Raw genomic sequence first — 17,628 nt, 5'->3', positions numbered from 1 at the left:
AGTCTCTCAAAAATCTCAACTTGAATGTGCTTCTCTGAAGCATCGAGTCGACGAACGAAATGAGTTCGAGGCGGCCAGCGCACAGCAAGCGCAGCGTACTTAGGTACGTGAGCATTGCGCGCACTGCCCAACGAAGAAATCATGACGTGCAGTCACTCGTTGTCAGAAGACACCTTCGGGTTGTGAGGTTAAGCGACTAAGCGTACACGGTGGATGCCTAGGCAATCAGAGGCGATGAAGGACGTGCTAATCTGCGATAAGCGTCGGTAAGGTGATATGAACCGTTACAACCGACGATTTCCGAATGGGGAAACCCAGTGCAATCCGTTGCACTATCGTTTGATGAATACATAGTCAAACGAAGCGAACCGGGGGAACTGAAACATCTCAGTACCCCGAGGAAAAGAAATCAACCGAGATTCCCCTAGTAGCGGCGAGCGAACGGGGAGCAGCCCAGAGTCTTAATCAGCATTAGCATCAGGAGAACGGTCTGGAAAGTCCGGCAGTAAAGGGTGATAGCCCCGTATCCGAAGGTGTTAGTGTTGTGAACTCGACGAGTAGGGCGGGACACGTGTTATCCTGTCTGAATATGGGGGGACCATCCTCCAAGGCTAAATACTCCTGATTGACCGATAGTGAACCAGTACCGTGAGGGAAAGGCGAAAAGAACCCCGGCGAGGGGAGTGAAATAGAACCTGAAACCGTGTACGTACAAGCAGTGGGAGCCCCATCACTCAAGTGCCTCGGCAATTGAGTGAGGGTGTAAAACCATCACAATAACAGCGCAGGATTTGCCAACAAGGTTGGTCGATTTTTTCAAGCCGCAGCGCAGTGGACATCGAAGTCCATGAGCAGCGGAAGTTAAAAAATCGGGCAAGATTGGCCGCAAAGCCAAGCGGGACATTTGAGGATGGGGTGACTGCGTACCTTTTGTATAATGGGTCAGCGACTTATATTCTGTAGCAAGGTTAACCGTATAGGGGAGCCGTAGGGAAACCGAGTCTTAACTGGGCGAATAAGTTGCAGGGTATAGACCCGAAACCCGGTGATCTAGCCATGGGCAGGTTGAAGGTTGGGTAACACTAACTGGAGGACCGAACCGACTAATGTTGAAAAATTAGCGGATGACTTGTGGCTGGGGGTGAAAGGCCAATCAAACCGGGAGATAGCTGGTTCTCCCCGAAAGCTATTTAGGTAGCGCCTCGTGAACTCATCTTCGGGGGTAGAGCACTGTTTCGACTAGGGGGTCATCCCGACTTACCAACTCGATGCAAACTACGAATACCGAAGAATGTTATCACGGGAGACACACGGCGGGTGCTAACGTTCGTCGTGAAGAGGGAAACAACCCAGACCGCCAGCTAAGGTCCCAAAGTCATAGTTAAGTGGGAAACGAAGTGGGAAGGCTCAGACAGCCAGGATGTTGGCTTAGAAGCAGCCATCATTTAAAGAAAGCGTAATAGCTCACTGGTCGAGTCGGCCTGCGCGGAAGATGTAACGGGGCTAAACTATGCACCGAAGCTGCGGCAGCGATATGTAAATATTGTTGGGTAGGGGAGCGTTCTGTAAGCCTGTGAAGGTGTGCTGTGAGGCATGCTGGAGGTATCAGAAGTGCGAATGCTGACATAAGTAACGATAATGCGGGTGAAAAACCCGCACGCCGGAAGACCAAGGGTTCCTGTCCAACGTTAATCGGGGCAGGGTGAGTCGACCCCTAAGGCGAGGCAGAAATGCGTAGTCGATGGGAAACGGGTTAATATTCCCGTACTGGTGATAATTGCGATGGGGGGACGGAGAAGGCTAGGCTATCCGGGCGACGGTTGTCCCGGTTTAAGGATGTAGGCAGGTGAATTAGGCAAATCCGGTTCACTATATGCTGAGGTCCGACGACGAGTCACTACGGTGATGAAGTAGCTCATGCCCCGCTTCCAGGAAAAGCCTCTAAGCTCTAGATTATCATTAATCGTACCCCAAACCGACACAGGTGGTCAGGTAGAGAATACTCAGGCGCTTGAGAGAACTCGGGTGAAGGAACTAGGCAAAATGGTGCCGTAACTTCGGGAGAAGGCACGCTGGCATTAGGTGAAGTGATTTACTCATGGAGCTGAAGCCAGTCGCAGATACCAGCTGGCTGCAACTGTTTATTAAAAACACAGCACTGTGCAAACACGAAAGTGGACGTATACGGTGTGACGCCTGCCCGGTGCTGGAAGGTTAATTGATGGGGTTATCCGTAAGGAGAAGCTCTTGATCGAAGCCCCAGTAAACGGCGGCCGTAACTATAACGGTCCTAAGGTAGCGAAATTCCTTGTCGGGTAAGTTCCGACCTGCACGAATGGCGTAATGATGGCCAGGCTGTCTCCACCCGAGACTCAGTGAAATTGAACTCGCTGTGAAGATGCAGTGTACCCGCGGCAAGACGGAAAGACCCCGTGAACCTTTACTATAGCTTGACACTGAACATTGAGCCTTGATGTGTAGGATAGGTGGGAGGCTTTGAAGCGTGGACGCCAGTCTGCGTGGAGCCAACCTTGAAATACCACCCTTTAATGTTTGATGTTCTAACGTTGCCCCATTATCTGGGGTGCGGACAGTGTCTGGTGGGTAGTTTGACTGGGGCGGTCTCCTCCCAAAGAGTAACGGAGGAGCACGAAGGTTGGCTAAGCATGGTCGGACATCATGCGGTTAGTGCAAAGGCATAAGCCAGCTTGACTGCGAGAGTGACGGCTCGAGCAGGTACGAAAGTAGGTCTTAGTGATCCGGTGGTTCTGAATGGAAGGGCCATCGCTCAACGGATAAAAGGTACTCCGGGGATAACAGGCTGATACCGCCCAAGAGTTCATATCGACGGCGGTGTTTGGCACCTCGATGTCGGCTCATCACATCCTGGGGCTGAAGTAGGTCCCAAGGGTACGGCTGTTCGCCGTTTAAAGTGGTACGCGAGCTGGGTTTAGAACGTCGTGAGACAGTTCGGTCCCTATCTGCCGTGGGCGTTGGAAGATTGAAAGGGGCTGCTCCTAGTACGAGAGGACCGGAGTGGACGCACCACTGGTGTTCGGGTTGTCATGCCAATGGCATTGCCCGGTAGCTAAGTGCGGAAGAGATAACCGCTGAAAGCATCTAAGCGGGAAACTTGCCTTGAGATGAGTCTTCCCTGACTCTTTAAGGGTCCTAAAGGAACGTTTAAGACTAAGACGTTGATAGGTTGGGTGTGTAAGCGTAGCGATACGTTGAGCTAACCAATACTAATGAACCGTGAGGCTTAACCTGACAACACCGAAGGTGTTTTAGAGAGATAGAGTTGTTTTTCAGAGAACGTGAGAAGCCGAAGGGTGAAGGACACGCAGCTTGTTTGAGATTGAGGTTCTGGTTTAGTGAAGAAAAAACTAAACGGGAACAAAACAGAATTTGTCTGGCGGCAATAGCGCGGTGGTCCCACCTGACCCCATGCCGAACTCAGCAGTGAAACGCCGTAGCGCCGATGGTAGTGTGGGGTCTCCCCATGTGAGAGTAGGGAACTGCCAGACATTAAATTTTAAGGTTGTGTCAGTACTAACTGACCGCACCATATTGCTGATATGGCTCAGTTGGTAGAGCACACCCTTGGTAAGGGTGAGGTCCCCAGTTCGAATCTGGGTATCAGCACCATATAATCGGCATTTAAAAAGAATTTACCTAGCGGCAATAGCGCGGTGGTCCCACCTGACCCCATGCCGAACTCAGTAGTGAAACGCCGTAGCGCCGATGGTAGTGTGGGGTCTCCCCATGTGAGAGTAGGGAACTGCTAGGTTTTAAATATAAAGAGGCCACCCATTGGGTGGCTTTTTGCATTCTACTAATAGAGTAATTTTCACTAATTATCTTATTTTCTTAATCCTGCTATTCACTCTTAATCCAGCCTGATAGACTTATCTTATCTTTGTTTTATTTGTACTGAAGGCTGTAATGAACCTAACGTCTGAACTTAAATCATTTAATAGCTTTGGCATTCAAGCAAAAGCACTATCAATTGTTTTTGTGGATAACCAAGAATCTCTACTCCAGCAATGGAGCGAGGCTAAAAATCAGCAACTCCCAGTATTATTATTAGGAGGGGGAAGCAATGTTCTATTTGTTGAAGACTTTGCAGGTGTAGTAATCATCAATCAGCTAAAGGGTGTACAAATAACAGAAGATATCAGCTATTGGTATGTTCATGCTCAAGCAGGTGAAAATTGGCATCAATTACTTGAAACGTTATTGAGTGAAGGTGTTTGTGGTGCGGAAAATTTAGCGTTGATCCCAGGTTGTGTAGGTTCTGCGCCCATTCAAAATATTGGTGCTTATGGTTTAGAGCTAAAAGATATATGTCAGTATGTTGATGTACTTTCTCTAGATACAGGTAAAGTAACACGGCTAACAGCTGCAGAGTGTCAGTTTGGCTACCGTGATAGCATTTTTAAGCATGAATATCAATATGGCTATGTCATTATCAGTGTTGGGTTAAAACTTGCTAAAGAATGGACGCCTAAGCTTATATATGGTGACCTTGCTCAGCTTGACCCCAATACAGTAACACCAGAACAAGTATTTAACTCTGTATGCCAAACGCGTAGAAGTAAATTACCTGATCCGGCAATAACAGGTAATGCAGGGAGTTTCTTTAAAAATCCTATTATTTCAGCAGAAAAAGCACAAGCCATAAAAATAGCTTATCCTAATTGTCCTCAATATAACCAAGAAGATGGACGCGTAAAGCTAGCAGCAGGGTGGCTTATCGACCAATGTGGTCTGAAAGGACATGAAATCGGTGGTGCTGCGGTACATAAGCAGCAAGCATTGGTTTTAATCAATAAAAACCGAGCGACAGGGCAAGACATTGTCAATCTAGCAAAATATGTGAGTCAAAAGGTTTTAGAGCATTTTGGTATACATTTAGAACCAGAGGTCAGGTTTATTGGTAAAAATGGCGAAATCAACGCAATGGAATGTATTCAATGAAAGAAAGAAACACCCCACTAGATCTCATAAATATCTTGGCCGATGCGCAAGTGCATTCAGGAGAACAGCTAGGAGATAAACTAGGGATGACCCGCGCAGCGATCAATAAGCATATAAAAACGCTACGTTCGTGGGGACTGAATGTACAAACGGTAACCGGTAAAGGGTATAAGCTACCTTATCCTATTAACCTACTTAACGAAGATACAATAAAACAGCGAGTTGATGACGTAAATATTATAGTTGAACCTGTTATTGATTCTACTAATCAGTACATGTTGGAGAGAATTACTGAATTACAGTCAGGGGATACGTGTCTTGCTGAGTATCAAAGTGCTGGGCGAGGCAGAAGAGGAAGGCAATGGATATCACCATTTGGATGTAACCTTTACTTATCCATGTACTGGAAATTAGACCAAGGTCCTGCGGCGGCAATAGGGTTAAGCTTAGTTGTTGGTATTGTTGTCGCTGAAACGTTAAATAAATTAATTGGTAATAAAGTCAAAGTCAAATGGCCTAATGACCTATATATGAATGATAAAAAGCTTGCAGGAATTTTGGTTGAATTAACGGGTAAAACAGGGGATGCAGCTCATATTATTATCGGTATTGGTATTAATATTGGCATGAATAAAGAAAATTCTGACAGTAGCGAAAACATAACTCAAGCCTGGTCCTCTCTATCTGACGAATTTGAAAATATAGAGAGAAATGAATTATCAGCAAATATAATTCAAGCTTTGAGGAATTCATTGGTTTTATTTGAAAAAGAAGGGCTAAAACCATTTTTAGAAAGATGGATTGAGTTAGATAATTTTTTAAATAGAAATGTTAAGTTATTGATTGGCAACGAAATAATAACGGGAATTGAACGTGGGATTAATGAGCAAGGTGCATTATTGCTACAGAAGGATAATGGCGAAATAATTTCCTATATTGGTGGTGAAATATCCTTAAGACCAAATGAATAATATATTACTGGCCGGAGAGAAACCGGCCAATATAAATAATCACTTTCTTAATCTAACACTCTGAATAGAATGATTCTCACCTTTAGTCATAATTAAACTGGCTCTTTCCTTTGTTGGTAATATATTTTCTTCAAGGTTTAGCCCATTAATTTCATCCCAAATAGAGCTAGCAATATTAATTGCCTCTTCTTCCCTAAGTTTAGAATAACTATGGAAGTAAGAATCAGGATCTGAGAATGCACCTTGCCTAAATTTAAGGAACCGACCGATATACCATTGCTTTAATAATTCAGGTGCAGCATCAACATAAATGGAGAAATCAACAAAGTCAGATACAAATACATGATGGGGGTCTTGTGGATAATCCATATCACTTTGTAAGACATTCAGCCCTTCGAGTATTAAAATATCAGGTTGATCAATTACCTGTTCTTCATCAGGGACAATGTCATACGTTAAATGCGAATAAACCGGAGCCTTAACATTACGTGCACCTGATTTTATTTGTGACACGAAGTTGACTAGTTTTCGCATATCATAAGATTGCGGAAAACCTTTTTTCTTCATGATATTCCTATCTTTTAATACTTGATTAGGATGTAAAAAACCATCAGTTGTGATCAGGTCAACTTTACGGTGTTCAGGCCAACGAGTGAGTAGTGCTTGCAGTAAACGTGCTGTTGTACTTTTACCAACGGCCACACTACCTGCTATACCAATAATATAAGGCACTTTTGCGCCATTAGTTCCAAGGAATTGTTCTAGAACAGCCTGACGACGTAAGTTGGAACTAATATAAAAATTCAGTAAACGCGATAAAGGTAGATAAATTTCTATAACATCTTCCATAGAGAGTTCTTCGTTAATCCCTTTTAACTCTAGAAGTTCACTCGATGTTAATGTAAGCGGTACTGAATCACGTAAAGTTGCCCAGTGTTCTCTATCAAACTCTAAGTATGGCGTAGTAATAAAATTTTCTTTCTTTTTCATAAACCAACATCTGCCTATTTTATGCAGGTTGGACAGGTTGCCTAAACACCCGTATCCATAAAATTTGCTAGCATCATAGCGAGGGAAAGTGGGGAGGCGTAGGTTTTTTTCTATTTTTTATCAGTTTTTTTTGATGCAGGCAGAAAAAATGATACTGAGTGATGAAAAAAACACCTAAGAATAAGAGGGTAAAACTGTGATATCGAATAAAAAATAATGATTTTAAAAATTTTAAGCCTTTTTCTCCCTTTACTGACCAAATGATAATGGACTATAGTTAACAGCTGCTGTTGATGTTTTAAGCTTAAAACAGTTAAAAAATCAACAAAAATGCGAAAAGCGAACAAAATGTGAGCGAACAAACAAAAAAGTTAATTTTTTTGTTGCAACCTGCGCCGACTCTACCTAGAATGCGCAGCACTTGATGCCGGCATAGCTCAGTTGGTAGAGCAACTGACTTGTAATCAGTAGGTCCCGAGTTCGACTCTTGGTGCCGGCACCATTAAAAATTTGGATAGGTGGGATACCCAAGCGGCCAAAGGGAGCAGACTGTAAATCTGCCGTCACAGACTTCGAAGGTTCGAATCCTTCTCCCACCACCATCTCCAAGAAATTTTCTTAAGAGAAAATTTTGAGGAACAGTTTAACAGCTGATAACTCAGGTAGCCGAGTTCATTGCGGGCATCGTATAATGGCTATTACCTCAGCCTTCCAAGCTGATGATGCGGGTTCGATTCCCGCTGCCCGCTCCAAGATGTGCTGATATGGCTCAGTTGGTAGAGCACACCCTTGGTAAGGGTGAGGTCGGCAGTTCGAATCTGCCTATCAGCACCACTTCCTTTATGTTCTCACTTATCTCCCTGATTTGTCTCCTGAAAAAAACAAGCGAAATAATTCTTGCTTGGTTGATGTGGTTTAACCACCGATTCCGTGTCTTAGAGGGACAATCTAATGTCTAAAGAAAAATTTGAACGTTCAAAACCGCACGTTAACGTTGGTACTATCGGCCACGTTGACCACGGTAAAACTACTCTGACAGCAGCTATCACTACTGTTCTGGCTAAAACTTACGGCGGTTCTGCTCGCGCATTCGACCAAATCGATAACGCACCAGAAGAAAAAGCGCGTGGTATCACCATCTCTACTTCACACGTAGAATACGATACTCCAACTCGCCACTACGCGCACGTAGACTGCCCAGGACACGCCGACTATGTTAAAAACATGATCACTGGTGCTGCTCAGATGGACGGTGCAATTCTGGTTGTTGCTGCGACTGATGGCCCAATGCCACAAACTCGTGAGCACATCCTGTTAGGTCGTCAGGTTGGTGTTCCTTACATCATCGTTTTCCTGAACAAATGTGACATGGTAGACGACGAAGAGCTGTTAGAATTAGTCGAAATGGAAGTTCGTGAACTTCTGTCTCAATACGATTTCCCAGGCGACGACACTCCAGTTGTTCGTGGTTCAGCACTGAAAGCGCTGGAAGGCAACCCAGAGTGGGAAGCGAAAATTGTTGAATTAGCAGGCCACCTGGATACTTACATTCCAGAGCCAGAGCGTGCAATTGACAAGCCATTCCTGCTGCCAATCGAAGACGTATTCTCAATCTCAGGTCGTGGTACAGTAGTAACAGGCCGTGTTGAGCGTGGTATCATCAAAGTTGGTGAAGAAGTTGAAATCGTTGGTATTCAAGACACGGTTAAAACAACTTGTACTGGCGTTGAAATGTTCCGTAAACTGTTAGACGAAGGTCGTGCAGGTGAGAACGTTGGTGTTCTGCTGCGTGGTACTAAGCGTGAAGAAATTCAACGTGGTCAAGTACTGGCGAAACCAGGTTCAATCAAGCCACACACTAAATTTGAATCAGAAGTTTATATTCTGAGCAAAGATGAAGGTGGTCGTCATACTCCATTCTTCAAAGGTTACCGTCCACAGTTCTACTTCCGTACAACTGACGTAACAGGTACTATCGAACTGCCAGAAGGCGTAGAGATGGTAATGCCAGGTGATAACATCAACATGATCGTTACCCTGATCCACCCAATCGCGATGGACGACGGTTTACGTTTCGCAATCCGTGAAGGTGGCCGTACTGTAGGTGCGGGTGTTGTTGCAAAAATTATTGCATAATACATAGCTTTATCTAGTTTTAAAAAAGGGCACCTTATTTAGGTGCCCTTTTGTTGTTATAAGCAAAATTTTGACTACATAAAATTGCAGCATTACGTTGCTATATATTAGCCGAATCATTCATATTAAAAGTTATTTTTTCTTTTGATTTCACTTGCTTGTGTAATTAATCGCTCAGTGGTAAATGATCTTTGTAAATCATTAGTAATGATAATTGAAATGCAAATCATTTTTATTTAAACTATCTGTATGTGATTTATACAGGTAAGCATCATGTACATCTGCCTTTGTGAAGCCATTACTGATAAACAGATCAGAAATGCCGCAAGAAAGTATCAAGTGACCTCACTAAAGGGTCTACGACAAATTCTGCCTGTAGGCTTAGAATGTGGAAAATGTATTCGACAGACGAAGGCAATTTTATATGAAGAGCAAATGATTTTTGAGGATGCGTGCGCAACTGAAGTCGCATAGTATTTAATACCAGTCAAATTATTCCCACCATATTTATCACCTTTTGTTTAAATACATTGTGTAAAAATCACACTAACATCAATTTCAGTACTACACTTAAAAGACTGGAAGCGATGGAGGGTAGAAATGAAAGGCGATAAAAAAATGATAGCCCACCTAAATAAACTACTGGGCAATGAGTTAGTTGCAATTAACCAATATTTTTTGCATGCACGCATGTTTAAAAATTGGGGGCTTACACGTCTCAATGAGATGGAATATCACGAATCAATTGATGAAATGAAGCACGCAGATAAATATATAGAGCGAATTCTTTTCCTCGAAGGTATTCCTAACTTACAAGATCTTGGCAAATTGAATATTGGTGAAGATGTTGAAGAAATGCTGAAGTCAGATTTACAGCTTGAAATCGATGGGGCAAAAAATCTAAAGGAAGCTATTAAGTATGCAGATTCGGTTCATGACTACGTAAGTCGAGACCTGATGATTGAAATTTTAGCTGATGAAGAAAATCATATTGATTGGATAGAAACTCAACTAGAGCTGATTAATCGTTTGGGAATTCAAAACTATCTTCAAGCACAAGTTAAAGAAGAATAAAGTCTTATTCCGTACTGTTGTTTTATTAAGTTAATAACTAACCTCAACCACTGTGTATTCCATGGTTGAGGTTTTTTCCATTACTCCCCTAGAAAATTCGCACATATTTTCCTCGATTGCTTGCGTTTCCCTATAATTTACGTATAATGCGCGGGCTTACTGATGAGTAAGCCCTATATTTTAGGACTGAAATATCAGTATTGAGTTAACAATTTGTTGCTCATTTAGACAATACTTCCGATTTGGAAGTTACATCAAGAACGATTACACTCTCCCATCAATCGAAATGGGTACGAGGAGTAATCATTTACGTTTATAAAATAGTTGGAGCTCTGGTCTCATGCAGAACCAAAGAATCCGTATCCGCCTGAAAGCTTTTGATCATCGTTTAATCGATCAATCAACTGCGGAAATCGTAGAGACTGCTAAGCGCACTGGTGCGCAAGTTCGTGGTCCTATCCCGCTGCCGACACGTAAAGAGCGTTTTACCGTTCTGATTTCTCCGCACGTTAACAAAGATGCGCGTGATCAGTACGAAATTCGCACTCACAAGCGTCTGGTTGACATCGTTGAGCCAACCGAAAAGACCGTTGATGCTCTGATGCGTCTGGACCTGGCTGCCGGCGTTGACGTGCAGATCAGCCTGGGTTAATCAGGTCGTCGAACGATTGAGAGGTTGAAACAATGAAAGGTTTAGTCGGTAAGAAAGTCGGTATGACTCGTATCTTCACTGAAGATGGCGTTTCTATACCTGTAACTGTTATCGAAATTGAAAATAACCGTGTTACTCAGGTTAAAACTGCAGAAACTGACGGTTATAATGCAATTCAGGTTACTACCGGTAGCAAAAAAGCTAATCGTGTAACTAAGCCTGAAGCAGGTCATTTCGCTAAAGCTGGCGTCGAAGCTGGCCGTATCCTGCGTGAATTCCGCATTGAAGACAGTGCAGAATACACAGTAGGTCAAAGCATTAGCGTTGAAATTTTCGCTGACGTTAAAAAAGTCGACGTTACTGGTACATCTAAAGGTAAAGGTTTTGCCGGCACAGTTAAGCGCTGGAATTTCCGTACTCAAGATGCTACTCACGGTAACTCCTTGTCTCACCGTGTTCCGGGTTCTATCGGTCAAAACCAGACTCCGGGCAAAGTGTTTAAAGGCAAGAAAATGGCAGGCCAACTGGGTAATGAGCGTGTAACTGTTCAAAGCCTAGATGTAGTACGTGTTGACGCTGAGCGCAACCTGCTGCTGGTCAAAGGTGCTGTTCCAGGAGCAACTGGTAGCAACCTGATCGTAAAACCGGCTGTCAAGGCTTAACGTCGAGGAGATAGGAATGGAATTGGTAATGAAAGACGCGCAAAGCGCGCTGACTGTTTCCGAAACTACCTTCGGGCGTGATTTCAATGAAGCGCTTGTTCACCAAGTAGTTGTTGCGTATGCAGCTGGTGCTCGTCAAGGTACTCGTGCTCAGAAAACTCGTGCTGAAGTTTCTGGTTCAGGTAAAAAACCATGGCGTCAAAAAGGTACTGGCCGTGCACGTTCTGGTTCAGTAAAGAGCCCAATTTGGCGCTCTGGTGGTGTTAGCTTCGCAGCTAAACCACAGGACCACAGTCAAAAAGTTAATAAGAAGATGTACCGTGGTGCTTTAAAAAGCATCCTCTCTGAGTTGGTACGTCAAGATCGTCTGATCGTTGTCGAGAAGTTCTCTGTTGAAGCACCTAAAACTAAGTTGCTGGCACAGAAACTGAAAGATATGGCTCTGGAAGATGTTCTGATCATCACTGCTGAATTAGATGAAAATCTGTTTTTAGCAGCGCGTAACCTGTATAAGGTTGACGTTCGTGATGCAGCAGGTATTGACCCGGTTAGCCTGATCGCCTTCGACAAAGTGGTTATGACTGCTGATGCTGTGAAGCAAGTTGAGGAGATGCTGGCATGATCCGTGAAGAACGTCTGCTAAAAGTACTGCGCGCGCCGCATGTATCTGAAAAAGCTTCTACAGCGATGGAAAAAAGCAATACCATCGTTCTCAAAGTTGCGAAAGACGCGACTAAAGCAGAAATCAAAGCTGCTGTACAGAAACTGTTTGAAGTTGAAGTTGAAGGTGTTAACACTTTGCTGGTTAAAGGCAAAACTAAACGCCACGGTCAGCGTTTCGGTCGTCGTAGCGACTGGAAAAAAGCTTACGTCACGCTGAAAGAAGGCCAAAATTTGGACTTCATTAGCGGTGCTGAGTAAGTCGGAGGAGTAAAGAACAATGGCAGTTGTTAAATGTAAACCTACGTCTCCGGGCCGTCGCCACGTAGTTAAAGTGGTTAACCCTGAGCTGCATAAGGGTAAACCTTATGCTCCGCTGTTAGAAAAAAACAGCAAATCCGGTGGTCGTAACAACAATGGCCGTATCACTACCCGTCATATCGGTGGTGGCCATAAGCAGCATTATCGTTTAGTTGACTTCAAACGCAACAAAGACGGTGTTCCTGCAGTTGTTGAGCGTTTGGAATATGATCCAAATCGTTCTGCGAACATTGCACTGGTTCTATATAAAGACGGTGAACGTCGTTATATTCTTGCACCAAAAGGCCTGAAAGCTGGCGACCAGATTCAATCTGGTGTTGATTCAGCAATCAAAGCTGGTAACGCACTGCCGATGCGCAACATCCCTGTTGGTTCTACAGTTCATAACATCGAACTGAAACCAGGTAAAGGTGGACAGTTAGCGCGTTCAGCAGGTACTTACGCTCAAATCGTTGCTCGTGATGGTGCTTATGTCACATTACGTCTGCGTTCTGGTGAAATGCGTAAAGTTTTAGCTGATTGCCGTGCAACTCTTGGTGAAGTTGGTAACGCTGAACATATGTTACGTGTTCTCGGTAAAGCTGGTGCTAGCCGCTGGCGTGGTGTTCGTCCTACCGTTCGCGGTACTGCGATGAACCCAGTAGACCATCCACATGGTGGTGGTGAAGGCCGTAACTTTGGTAAACACCCAGTAACACCATGGGGCGTTCAAACCAAAGGTAAGAAAACTCGTAGTAACAAGCGTACTGATCAATTCATCGTACGTCATCGTTCTAAAAAATAATTAGAGGATAAACCATGCCACGTTCTCTCAAGAAAGGTCCTTTTATTGACCTGCACTTGCTGAAGAAGGTAGAGAAAGCGGTGGAAAGCGGAGACAAGAAGCCTCTTAAGACTTGGTCCCGTCGTTCAACGATCTTTCCTAATATGATCGGATTGACCATCGCTGTCCATAATGGTCGTCAGCATGTTCCAGTTTTTGTAACCGACGAAATGGTTGGTCACAAACTGGGTGAATTCGCACCGACTCGCACTTATCGCGGCCACGCGGCAGATAAGAAAGCTAAGAAACGTTAAGGATAGGAGGAAGAGATGGAAACTTTAGCTATGCATCGCCACGCTCGTTCTTCTGCCCAGAAGGTTCGCTTAGTTGCCGACCTGATTCGCGGTAAGAAAGTGTCGCAAGCTCTGGAAATTCTGACCTACACCAACAAGAAAGCTGCTGGTTTAGTGAAGAAAGTACTTGAATCTGCAATTGCTAACGCAGAGCAAAACGATGGCGCTGACATTGATGACCTGAAAGTTGCGAAAATTTTCGTAGACGAAGGTCCAACCATGAAACGCATCATGCCGCGTGCGAAAGGCCGTGCAGATCGTATTCTTAAGCGCACCAGCCACATTACTGTGGTTGTGTCCGATCGCTGAGACTCTGGAGACTAGCAATGGGTCAGAAAGTACATCCTAATGGTATTCGCCTGGGTATTGTCAAACCTTGGAACTCTACTTGGTATGCGAACACCAATGAATTCGCTGACAACCTAGACAGCGATTACAAAGTACGCCAGTACTTGAATAAAGAATTGGCAAAAGCGTCAATCTCTCGCATCGTTATCGAACGTCCTGCGAAAAGCATCCGTGTGACTATTCACACTGCTCGCCCAGGTATCGTTATCGGTAAGAAAGGTGAAGACGTTGAAAAACTGCGTAAAACAGTAGCGGATATCGCTGGTGTTCCTGCGCAAATCAATATCGCCGAAGTTCGTAAACCAGAACTAGACGCTAAATTAGTTGCTGACAGCATTTCTTCACAGCTGGAACGTCGTGTTATGTTCCGTCGTGCTATGAAGCGTGCGGTACAGAACGCAATGCGTCTGGGCGCTAAAGGTATTAAAGTTGAAGTCAGTGGCCGTTTAGGCGGTGCTGAAATCGCTCGTACCGAGTGGTATCGTGAAGGCCGTGTGCCACTGCACACATTACGTGCTGATATCGATTACAACACTTCAGAAGCGCACACCACTTATGGTGTTCTCGGCGTTAAGGTATGGATCTTCAAAGGTGAGATTCTGGGTGGTATGGCTGCTGTTGAACAAGCTGAGAAACCAGCTGCTCAACCTAAAAAGCAGCAGCGTAAAGGCCGCAAGTAAGGAGAGTCGCTGATGTTACAACCAAAGCGTACAAAATTCCGTAAGGTGCACAAAGGCCGCAACCGTGGTCTAGCGCAAGGTACGGATGTTAGCTTCGGCACTTTCGGTCTTAAAGCTGTTGGCCGTGGTCGTCTGACTGCACGTCAGATCGAAGCGGCACGTCGTGCTATGACCCGTGCTATTAAGCGTCAAGGTAAAATCTGGATCCGTGTGTTCCCAGACAAACCAATCACTGAGAAACCACTCGAAGTTCGTATGGGTAAAGGTAAAGGTAACGTAGAATATTGGGTTGCCTTAATTCAGCCTGGTAAAGTACTGTACGAAATGGACGGTGTGCCTGAAGAGCTGGCTCGTGAGGCATTCTCTCTGGCAGCAGCGAAACTGCCTATCAAAACCACCTTTGTAACTAAGACGGTGATGTAATGAAAGCACAAGAGCTGCGCGAAAAAAGCGTTGAAGAGCTGAATGCTGAACTTTTGAACCTGTTACGTGAACAATTTAATTTACGTATGCAGGCTGCAAGCGGTCAGCTGCAACAGTCTCATCTGTTGAAACAAGTGCGTCGCGATATCGCACGTGTGAAGACTTTACTGACTGAGAAGGCAGGTGCGTAATGAGCGATAAAATCCGTACTCTGCAAGGTCGTGTAGTTAGCGATAAAATGGAGAAATCTATTGTTGTTGCTATCGAACGTATGGTGAAACACCCTCTGTATGGTAAATTCATCCGTCGTACGACTAAATTGCACGTACATGACGAGAACAATGAATGTGGAATTGGTGACGTGGTAGAAATCCGCCAAACTCGTCCACTGTCTAAGACTAAGTCTTGGGCCTTAGTTCGCGTTGTAGAAAAAGCTGTTCTGTAATAGAATAACTTTTCTTGATGAATAAACGGCTCTTTTTGATTGAGCCGTTTATTTTTTTCTGTCCAACACGATGATGTGGTGTTATAATGCCGCGCCCTCGTAGTATGGGTATATTTGAACGGCCTCTTCATAATGAGGTGGCTCAGTAGTAGTTGACATTTAGCGGAGCACTAAAATGATCCAAGAACAGACTATGCTGAACGTGGCCGACAACTCCGGTGCACGTCGCGTAATGTGTATCAAGGTTCTAGGTGGCTCGCACCGTCGCTATGCACATGTAGGCGACATCATTAAAATTACTGTTAAAGAAGCAATTCCACGCGGTAAAGTTAAAAAGGGTGATGTCCTGAAAGCGGTAGTGGTGCGCACCAAGAAGGGTGTACGTCGCCCTGACGGTTCTGTCATTCGCTTCGATGGTAATGCTTGTGTGTTATTAAATAATAACAGTGAGCAAGTAATCGGTACGCGTATTTTTGGGCCGGTAACTCGTGAACTTCGTAACGAGAAGTTTATGAAAATTATCTCTCTGGCACCTGAAGTACTCTAAGGAGCGAACTATGGCAGCGAAAATCCGTCGTGATGACGAAGTTATCGTGCTAACTGGGAAAGACAAAGGTAAGCGCGGTAAAGTAAAGCAGGTTATTTCTTCTAGTAAAGTTATCGTTGAAGGTATCAATCTGGTTAAAAAACATCAGAAGCCTGTACCGGCTCTGAACCAACCAGGTGGCATCGTTGAAAAAGAAGCGGCTATTCAAGTTTCTAACGTTGCAATCTTTAACGCGGCAACTGGTAAGGCTGACCGTGTAGGCTTTAGATTCGAAGACGGCAAAAAAGTCCGTTTCTTCAAATCTAACAGTGAAACTATCAAGTAATTTTTGGAGTATACGATGGCGAAACTGCATGATTACTATAAAGACGAAGTAGTTAATAAACTCATGACCGAGTTTAGCTACACTTCTGTCATGCAAGTCCCTCGGGTCGAGAAGATCACCCTGAATATGGGTGTTGGTGAAGCGATTGCTGATAAAAAACTGCTGGATAATGCAGCAGCTGATTTAACAGCGATCTCAGGTCAAAAACCTTTGATCACCAAAGCACGCAAATCTGTTGCAGGCTTCAAAATCCGTCAGGGCTATCCAATCGGCTGTAAAGTAACCCTGCGTGGCGAACGCATGTGGGAGTTCCTTGAGCGTCTGATTTCTATTGCTGTACCACGTATTCGTGACTTCCGTGGCTTGTCCGCTAAGTCTTTCGATGGTCGCGGTAACTACAGCATGGGTGTTCGTGAACAAATCATCTTCCCTGAAATCGATTACGATAAAGTGGATCGCGTACGTGGTTTAGATATTACTATCACCACTACTGCGAAATCAGATGACGAAGGTCGCGCACTGTTAGCAGCGTTCAACTTCCCGTTCCGCAAGTAAGGCAGGGTACTCATGGCTAAGAAATCTATGAAAGCGCGTGATGTTAAACGTGCTAAATTAGCTGAGAAATTCTTCGCAAAACGCGTAGAACTGAAAGCTATCATCTCTGATGTTAAAGCATCTGATGAAGATCGCTGGGACGCTGTTCTCAAGCTGCAAACACTGCCACGTGATTCAAGTCCTTCTCGTCAGCGTAACCGCTGCCGTCAAACAGGGCGTCCGCACGGTTTCCTGCGGAAGTTTGGTCTGAGCCGTATTAAAGTCCGTGAAGCCGCTATGCGCGGTGAAATCCCGGGCCTTAAAAAGGCAAGTTGGTAATTCCATTTGAATCACGGGAGTAAAGACAGATGAGCATGCAAGATCCCATCGCGGATATGCTGACCCGTATCCGTAACGGTCAGGCCGCGAACAAAGTTGCGGTCACCATGCCTTCCTCCAAGCTGAAAGTGGCAATTGCCAAAGTGCTGAAGGAAGAAGGTTATATTGAAGATTTTAAAATTGAAGGCGACATCAAGCCAGAACTGGAACTGACTTTACGTTATTTCCAAGGTAAGGCTGTTGTAGAAAGCATTCAGCGTGTAAGCCGCCCAAGTCTGCGCATCTATAAGAAAAAAGATGAGCTGCCACAAGTTATGGCTGGTTTAGGTATCGCTGTTGTTTCTACCTCTAAAGGTGTCATGACTGATCGTGCAGCTCGCCAAGCTGGTCTTGGTGGCGAGATTCTCTGCTACGTAGCTTAATTC

General features: G+C 44.6%; 22 protein-coding genes, 5 tRNA genes and 3 rRNA genes. 29 read left to right on the top strand and 1 reads right to left on the bottom strand.

Annotated features, from left to right (window positions below):
* Positions 1–186: 186 nt before the first annotated feature.
* The 6 genes from M1F17_RS19685 (at position 187) to birA (ending at position 5,951) form a co-directional block, all read left to right on the top strand.
* Positions 187–3,270: ribosomal RNA gene (locus M1F17_RS19685) — 23S ribosomal RNA — on the top strand.
* A 141-nt stretch (positions 3,271–3,411) separates the two neighbouring features.
* A 5S ribosomal RNA gene (gene rrf / locus M1F17_RS19680) occupies positions 3,412–3,527 on the top strand.
* Between the two features lie 45 nt (positions 3,528–3,572).
* Positions 3,573–3,648: transfer RNA gene (locus M1F17_RS19675), tRNA-Thr, on the top strand.
* Positions 3,649–3,674: 26 nt separating this feature from the next.
* A 5S ribosomal RNA gene (gene rrf, locus M1F17_RS19670) occupies positions 3,675–3,790 on the top strand.
* A gap of 155 nt (positions 3,791–3,945) precedes the next feature.
* Positions 3,946–4,980, top strand: coding sequence for a UDP-N-acetylmuramate dehydrogenase (gene murB, locus M1F17_RS19665; protein WP_094963242.1), 1,035 nt, complete (start codon positions 3,946–3,948; stop codon positions 4,978–4,980).
* Entirely contained in the window at positions 4,977–5,951 is a 975-nt protein-coding gene (gene birA, locus M1F17_RS19660) for a bifunctional biotin--[acetyl-CoA-carboxylase] ligase/biotin operon repressor BirA (RefSeq protein WP_094963241.1), read from the top strand. The genes murB and birA overlap by 4 nt, the downstream gene beginning before the upstream one ends.
* 39 nt (positions 5,952–5,990) lie before the next feature.
* Here the strand turns inward: birA and coaA are convergent, their stop codons facing one another.
* The gene (gene coaA / locus M1F17_RS19655) at positions 5,991–6,941 is read right to left on the bottom strand and encodes a type I pantothenate kinase (protein ID WP_004264367.1); all 951 of its coding nucleotides are present in this window, start codon (positions 6,939–6,941) and stop codon (positions 5,991–5,993) included.
* A 426-nt stretch (positions 6,942–7,367) separates the two neighbouring features.
* On the opposite strand from coaA, the gene M1F17_RS19650 reads away from it, so the two are divergent.
* The 23 genes from M1F17_RS19650 to rpsH all read left to right on the top strand — a co-directional run bounded on the left by M1F17_RS19650 (position 7,368) and on the right by rpsH (position 17,625).
* Positions 7,368–7,443 (top strand) — tRNA-Thr (locus tag M1F17_RS19650).
* Positions 7,444–7,458: 15 nt separating this feature from the next.
* Positions 7,459–7,543: transfer RNA gene (locus M1F17_RS19645), tRNA-Tyr, on the top strand.
* Between the two features lie 75 nt (positions 7,544–7,618).
* Positions 7,619–7,693, top strand: a tRNA-Gly gene (locus tag M1F17_RS19640).
* 6 nt (positions 7,694–7,699) lie between these two features.
* Positions 7,700–7,775: transfer RNA gene (locus tag M1F17_RS19635), tRNA-Thr, on the top strand.
* Positions 7,776–7,892: 117 nt separating this feature from the next.
* Complete coding sequence (gene tuf, locus M1F17_RS19630; protein ID WP_004264373.1) at positions 7,893–9,077, top strand: elongation factor Tu; 1,185 nt, start codon at positions 7,893–7,895, stop codon at positions 9,075–9,077.
* A gap of 273 nt (positions 9,078–9,350) precedes the next feature.
* Entirely contained in the window at positions 9,351–9,551 is a 201-nt protein-coding gene (bfd, locus tag M1F17_RS19625; RefSeq protein WP_004265412.1) for a bacterioferritin-associated ferredoxin, read from the top strand.
* Positions 9,552–9,677: 126 nt separating this feature from the next.
* Entirely contained in the window at positions 9,678–10,151 is a 474-nt protein-coding gene (gene bfr, locus M1F17_RS19620) for a bacterioferritin (RefSeq protein WP_094963184.1), read from the top strand.
* Between the two features lie 340 nt (positions 10,152–10,491).
* A complete protein-coding gene (rpsJ, locus tag M1F17_RS19615) occupies positions 10,492–10,803 on the top strand; it encodes a 30S ribosomal protein S10 (protein ID WP_001181005.1) in 312 nt (103 codons plus the stop codon).
* A gap of 32 nt (positions 10,804–10,835) precedes the next feature.
* Positions 10,836–11,465, top strand: coding sequence for a 50S ribosomal protein L3 (gene rplC, locus M1F17_RS19610; RefSeq protein WP_004265414.1), 630 nt, complete (start codon positions 10,836–10,838; stop codon positions 11,463–11,465).
* Between the two features lie 16 nt (positions 11,466–11,481).
* A complete protein-coding gene (gene rplD, locus M1F17_RS19605; protein WP_004265418.1) occupies positions 11,482–12,087 on the top strand; it encodes a 50S ribosomal protein L4 in 606 nt (201 codons plus the stop codon).
* The gene (gene rplW, locus M1F17_RS19600; protein ID WP_004265420.1) at positions 12,084–12,386 is read left to right on the top strand and encodes a 50S ribosomal protein L23; all 303 of its coding nucleotides are present in this window, start codon (positions 12,084–12,086) and stop codon (positions 12,384–12,386) included. Before rplD ends, rplW begins: the two co-directional genes overlap by 4 nt.
* A gap of 19 nt (positions 12,387–12,405) precedes the next feature.
* Positions 12,406–13,230, top strand: a complete 825-nt coding sequence (gene rplB / locus M1F17_RS19595; RefSeq protein WP_004265422.1) for a 50S ribosomal protein L2 — start codon at positions 12,406–12,408, stop codon at positions 13,228–13,230.
* Between the two features lie 14 nt (positions 13,231–13,244).
* Positions 13,245–13,523 (top strand): 30S ribosomal protein S19, encoded by a 279-nt coding sequence (rpsS, locus tag M1F17_RS19590; RefSeq protein WP_004265426.1) that lies wholly within the window; start codon positions 13,245–13,247, stop codon positions 13,521–13,523.
* Between the two features lie 15 nt (positions 13,524–13,538).
* A complete protein-coding gene (gene rplV, locus M1F17_RS19585; protein WP_004265430.1) occupies positions 13,539–13,871 on the top strand; it encodes a 50S ribosomal protein L22 in 333 nt (110 codons plus the stop codon).
* 17 nt (positions 13,872–13,888) lie between these two features.
* A complete protein-coding gene (rpsC, locus tag M1F17_RS19580; RefSeq protein WP_004265433.1) occupies positions 13,889–14,590 on the top strand; it encodes a 30S ribosomal protein S3 in 702 nt (233 codons plus the stop codon).
* A gap of 12 nt (positions 14,591–14,602) precedes the next feature.
* Positions 14,603–15,013, top strand: a complete 411-nt coding sequence (gene rplP / locus M1F17_RS19575; RefSeq protein ID WP_004265436.1) for a 50S ribosomal protein L16 — start codon at positions 14,603–14,605, stop codon at positions 15,011–15,013.
* Positions 15,013–15,204 (top strand): 50S ribosomal protein L29, encoded by a 192-nt coding sequence (rpmC, locus tag M1F17_RS19570; RefSeq protein ID WP_004265442.1) that lies wholly within the window; start codon positions 15,013–15,015, stop codon positions 15,202–15,204. The genes rplP and rpmC overlap by 1 nt, the downstream gene beginning before the upstream one ends.
* Complete coding sequence (rpsQ, locus tag M1F17_RS19565) at positions 15,204–15,458, top strand: 30S ribosomal protein S17 (RefSeq protein ID WP_004265446.1); 255 nt, start codon at positions 15,204–15,206, stop codon at positions 15,456–15,458. Before rpmC ends, rpsQ begins: the two co-directional genes overlap by 1 nt.
* Before the next feature lie 175 nt (positions 15,459–15,633).
* Positions 15,634–16,005, top strand: coding sequence for a 50S ribosomal protein L14 (rplN, locus tag M1F17_RS19560; protein ID WP_004265449.1), 372 nt, complete (start codon positions 15,634–15,636; stop codon positions 16,003–16,005).
* Positions 16,006–16,015: 10 nt separating this feature from the next.
* Positions 16,016–16,330, top strand: a complete 315-nt coding sequence (gene rplX, locus M1F17_RS19555; protein WP_004265452.1) for a 50S ribosomal protein L24 — start codon at positions 16,016–16,018, stop codon at positions 16,328–16,330.
* A 15-nt stretch (positions 16,331–16,345) separates the two neighbouring features.
* Positions 16,346–16,885, top strand: a complete 540-nt coding sequence (gene rplE, locus M1F17_RS19550; protein ID WP_004265455.1) for a 50S ribosomal protein L5 — start codon at positions 16,346–16,348, stop codon at positions 16,883–16,885.
* Positions 16,886–16,897: 12 nt separating this feature from the next.
* A complete protein-coding gene (gene rpsN / locus M1F17_RS19545) occupies positions 16,898–17,203 on the top strand; it encodes a 30S ribosomal protein S14 (protein ID WP_004265458.1) in 306 nt (101 codons plus the stop codon).
* A gap of 29 nt (positions 17,204–17,232) precedes the next feature.
* Positions 17,233–17,625 carry a 30S ribosomal protein S8 gene (rpsH, locus tag M1F17_RS19540; protein WP_004907134.1) on the top strand — a complete coding sequence of 131 codons (393 nt, stop codon included), beginning with the start codon at positions 17,233–17,235 and terminating at the stop codon, positions 17,623–17,625.
* Positions 17,626–17,628 lie beyond the last annotated feature (3 nt).

It is taken from the genome of Providencia sp. PROV073, assembly GCF_033688125.1.
Taxonomy (GTDB): Bacteria; Pseudomonadota; Gammaproteobacteria; order Enterobacterales; family Enterobacteriaceae; genus Providencia; species Providencia hangzhouensis.
Note: the sequence above shows the minus strand (reverse complement) of the source record. Positions and strands in the feature narration are given on the sequence as shown.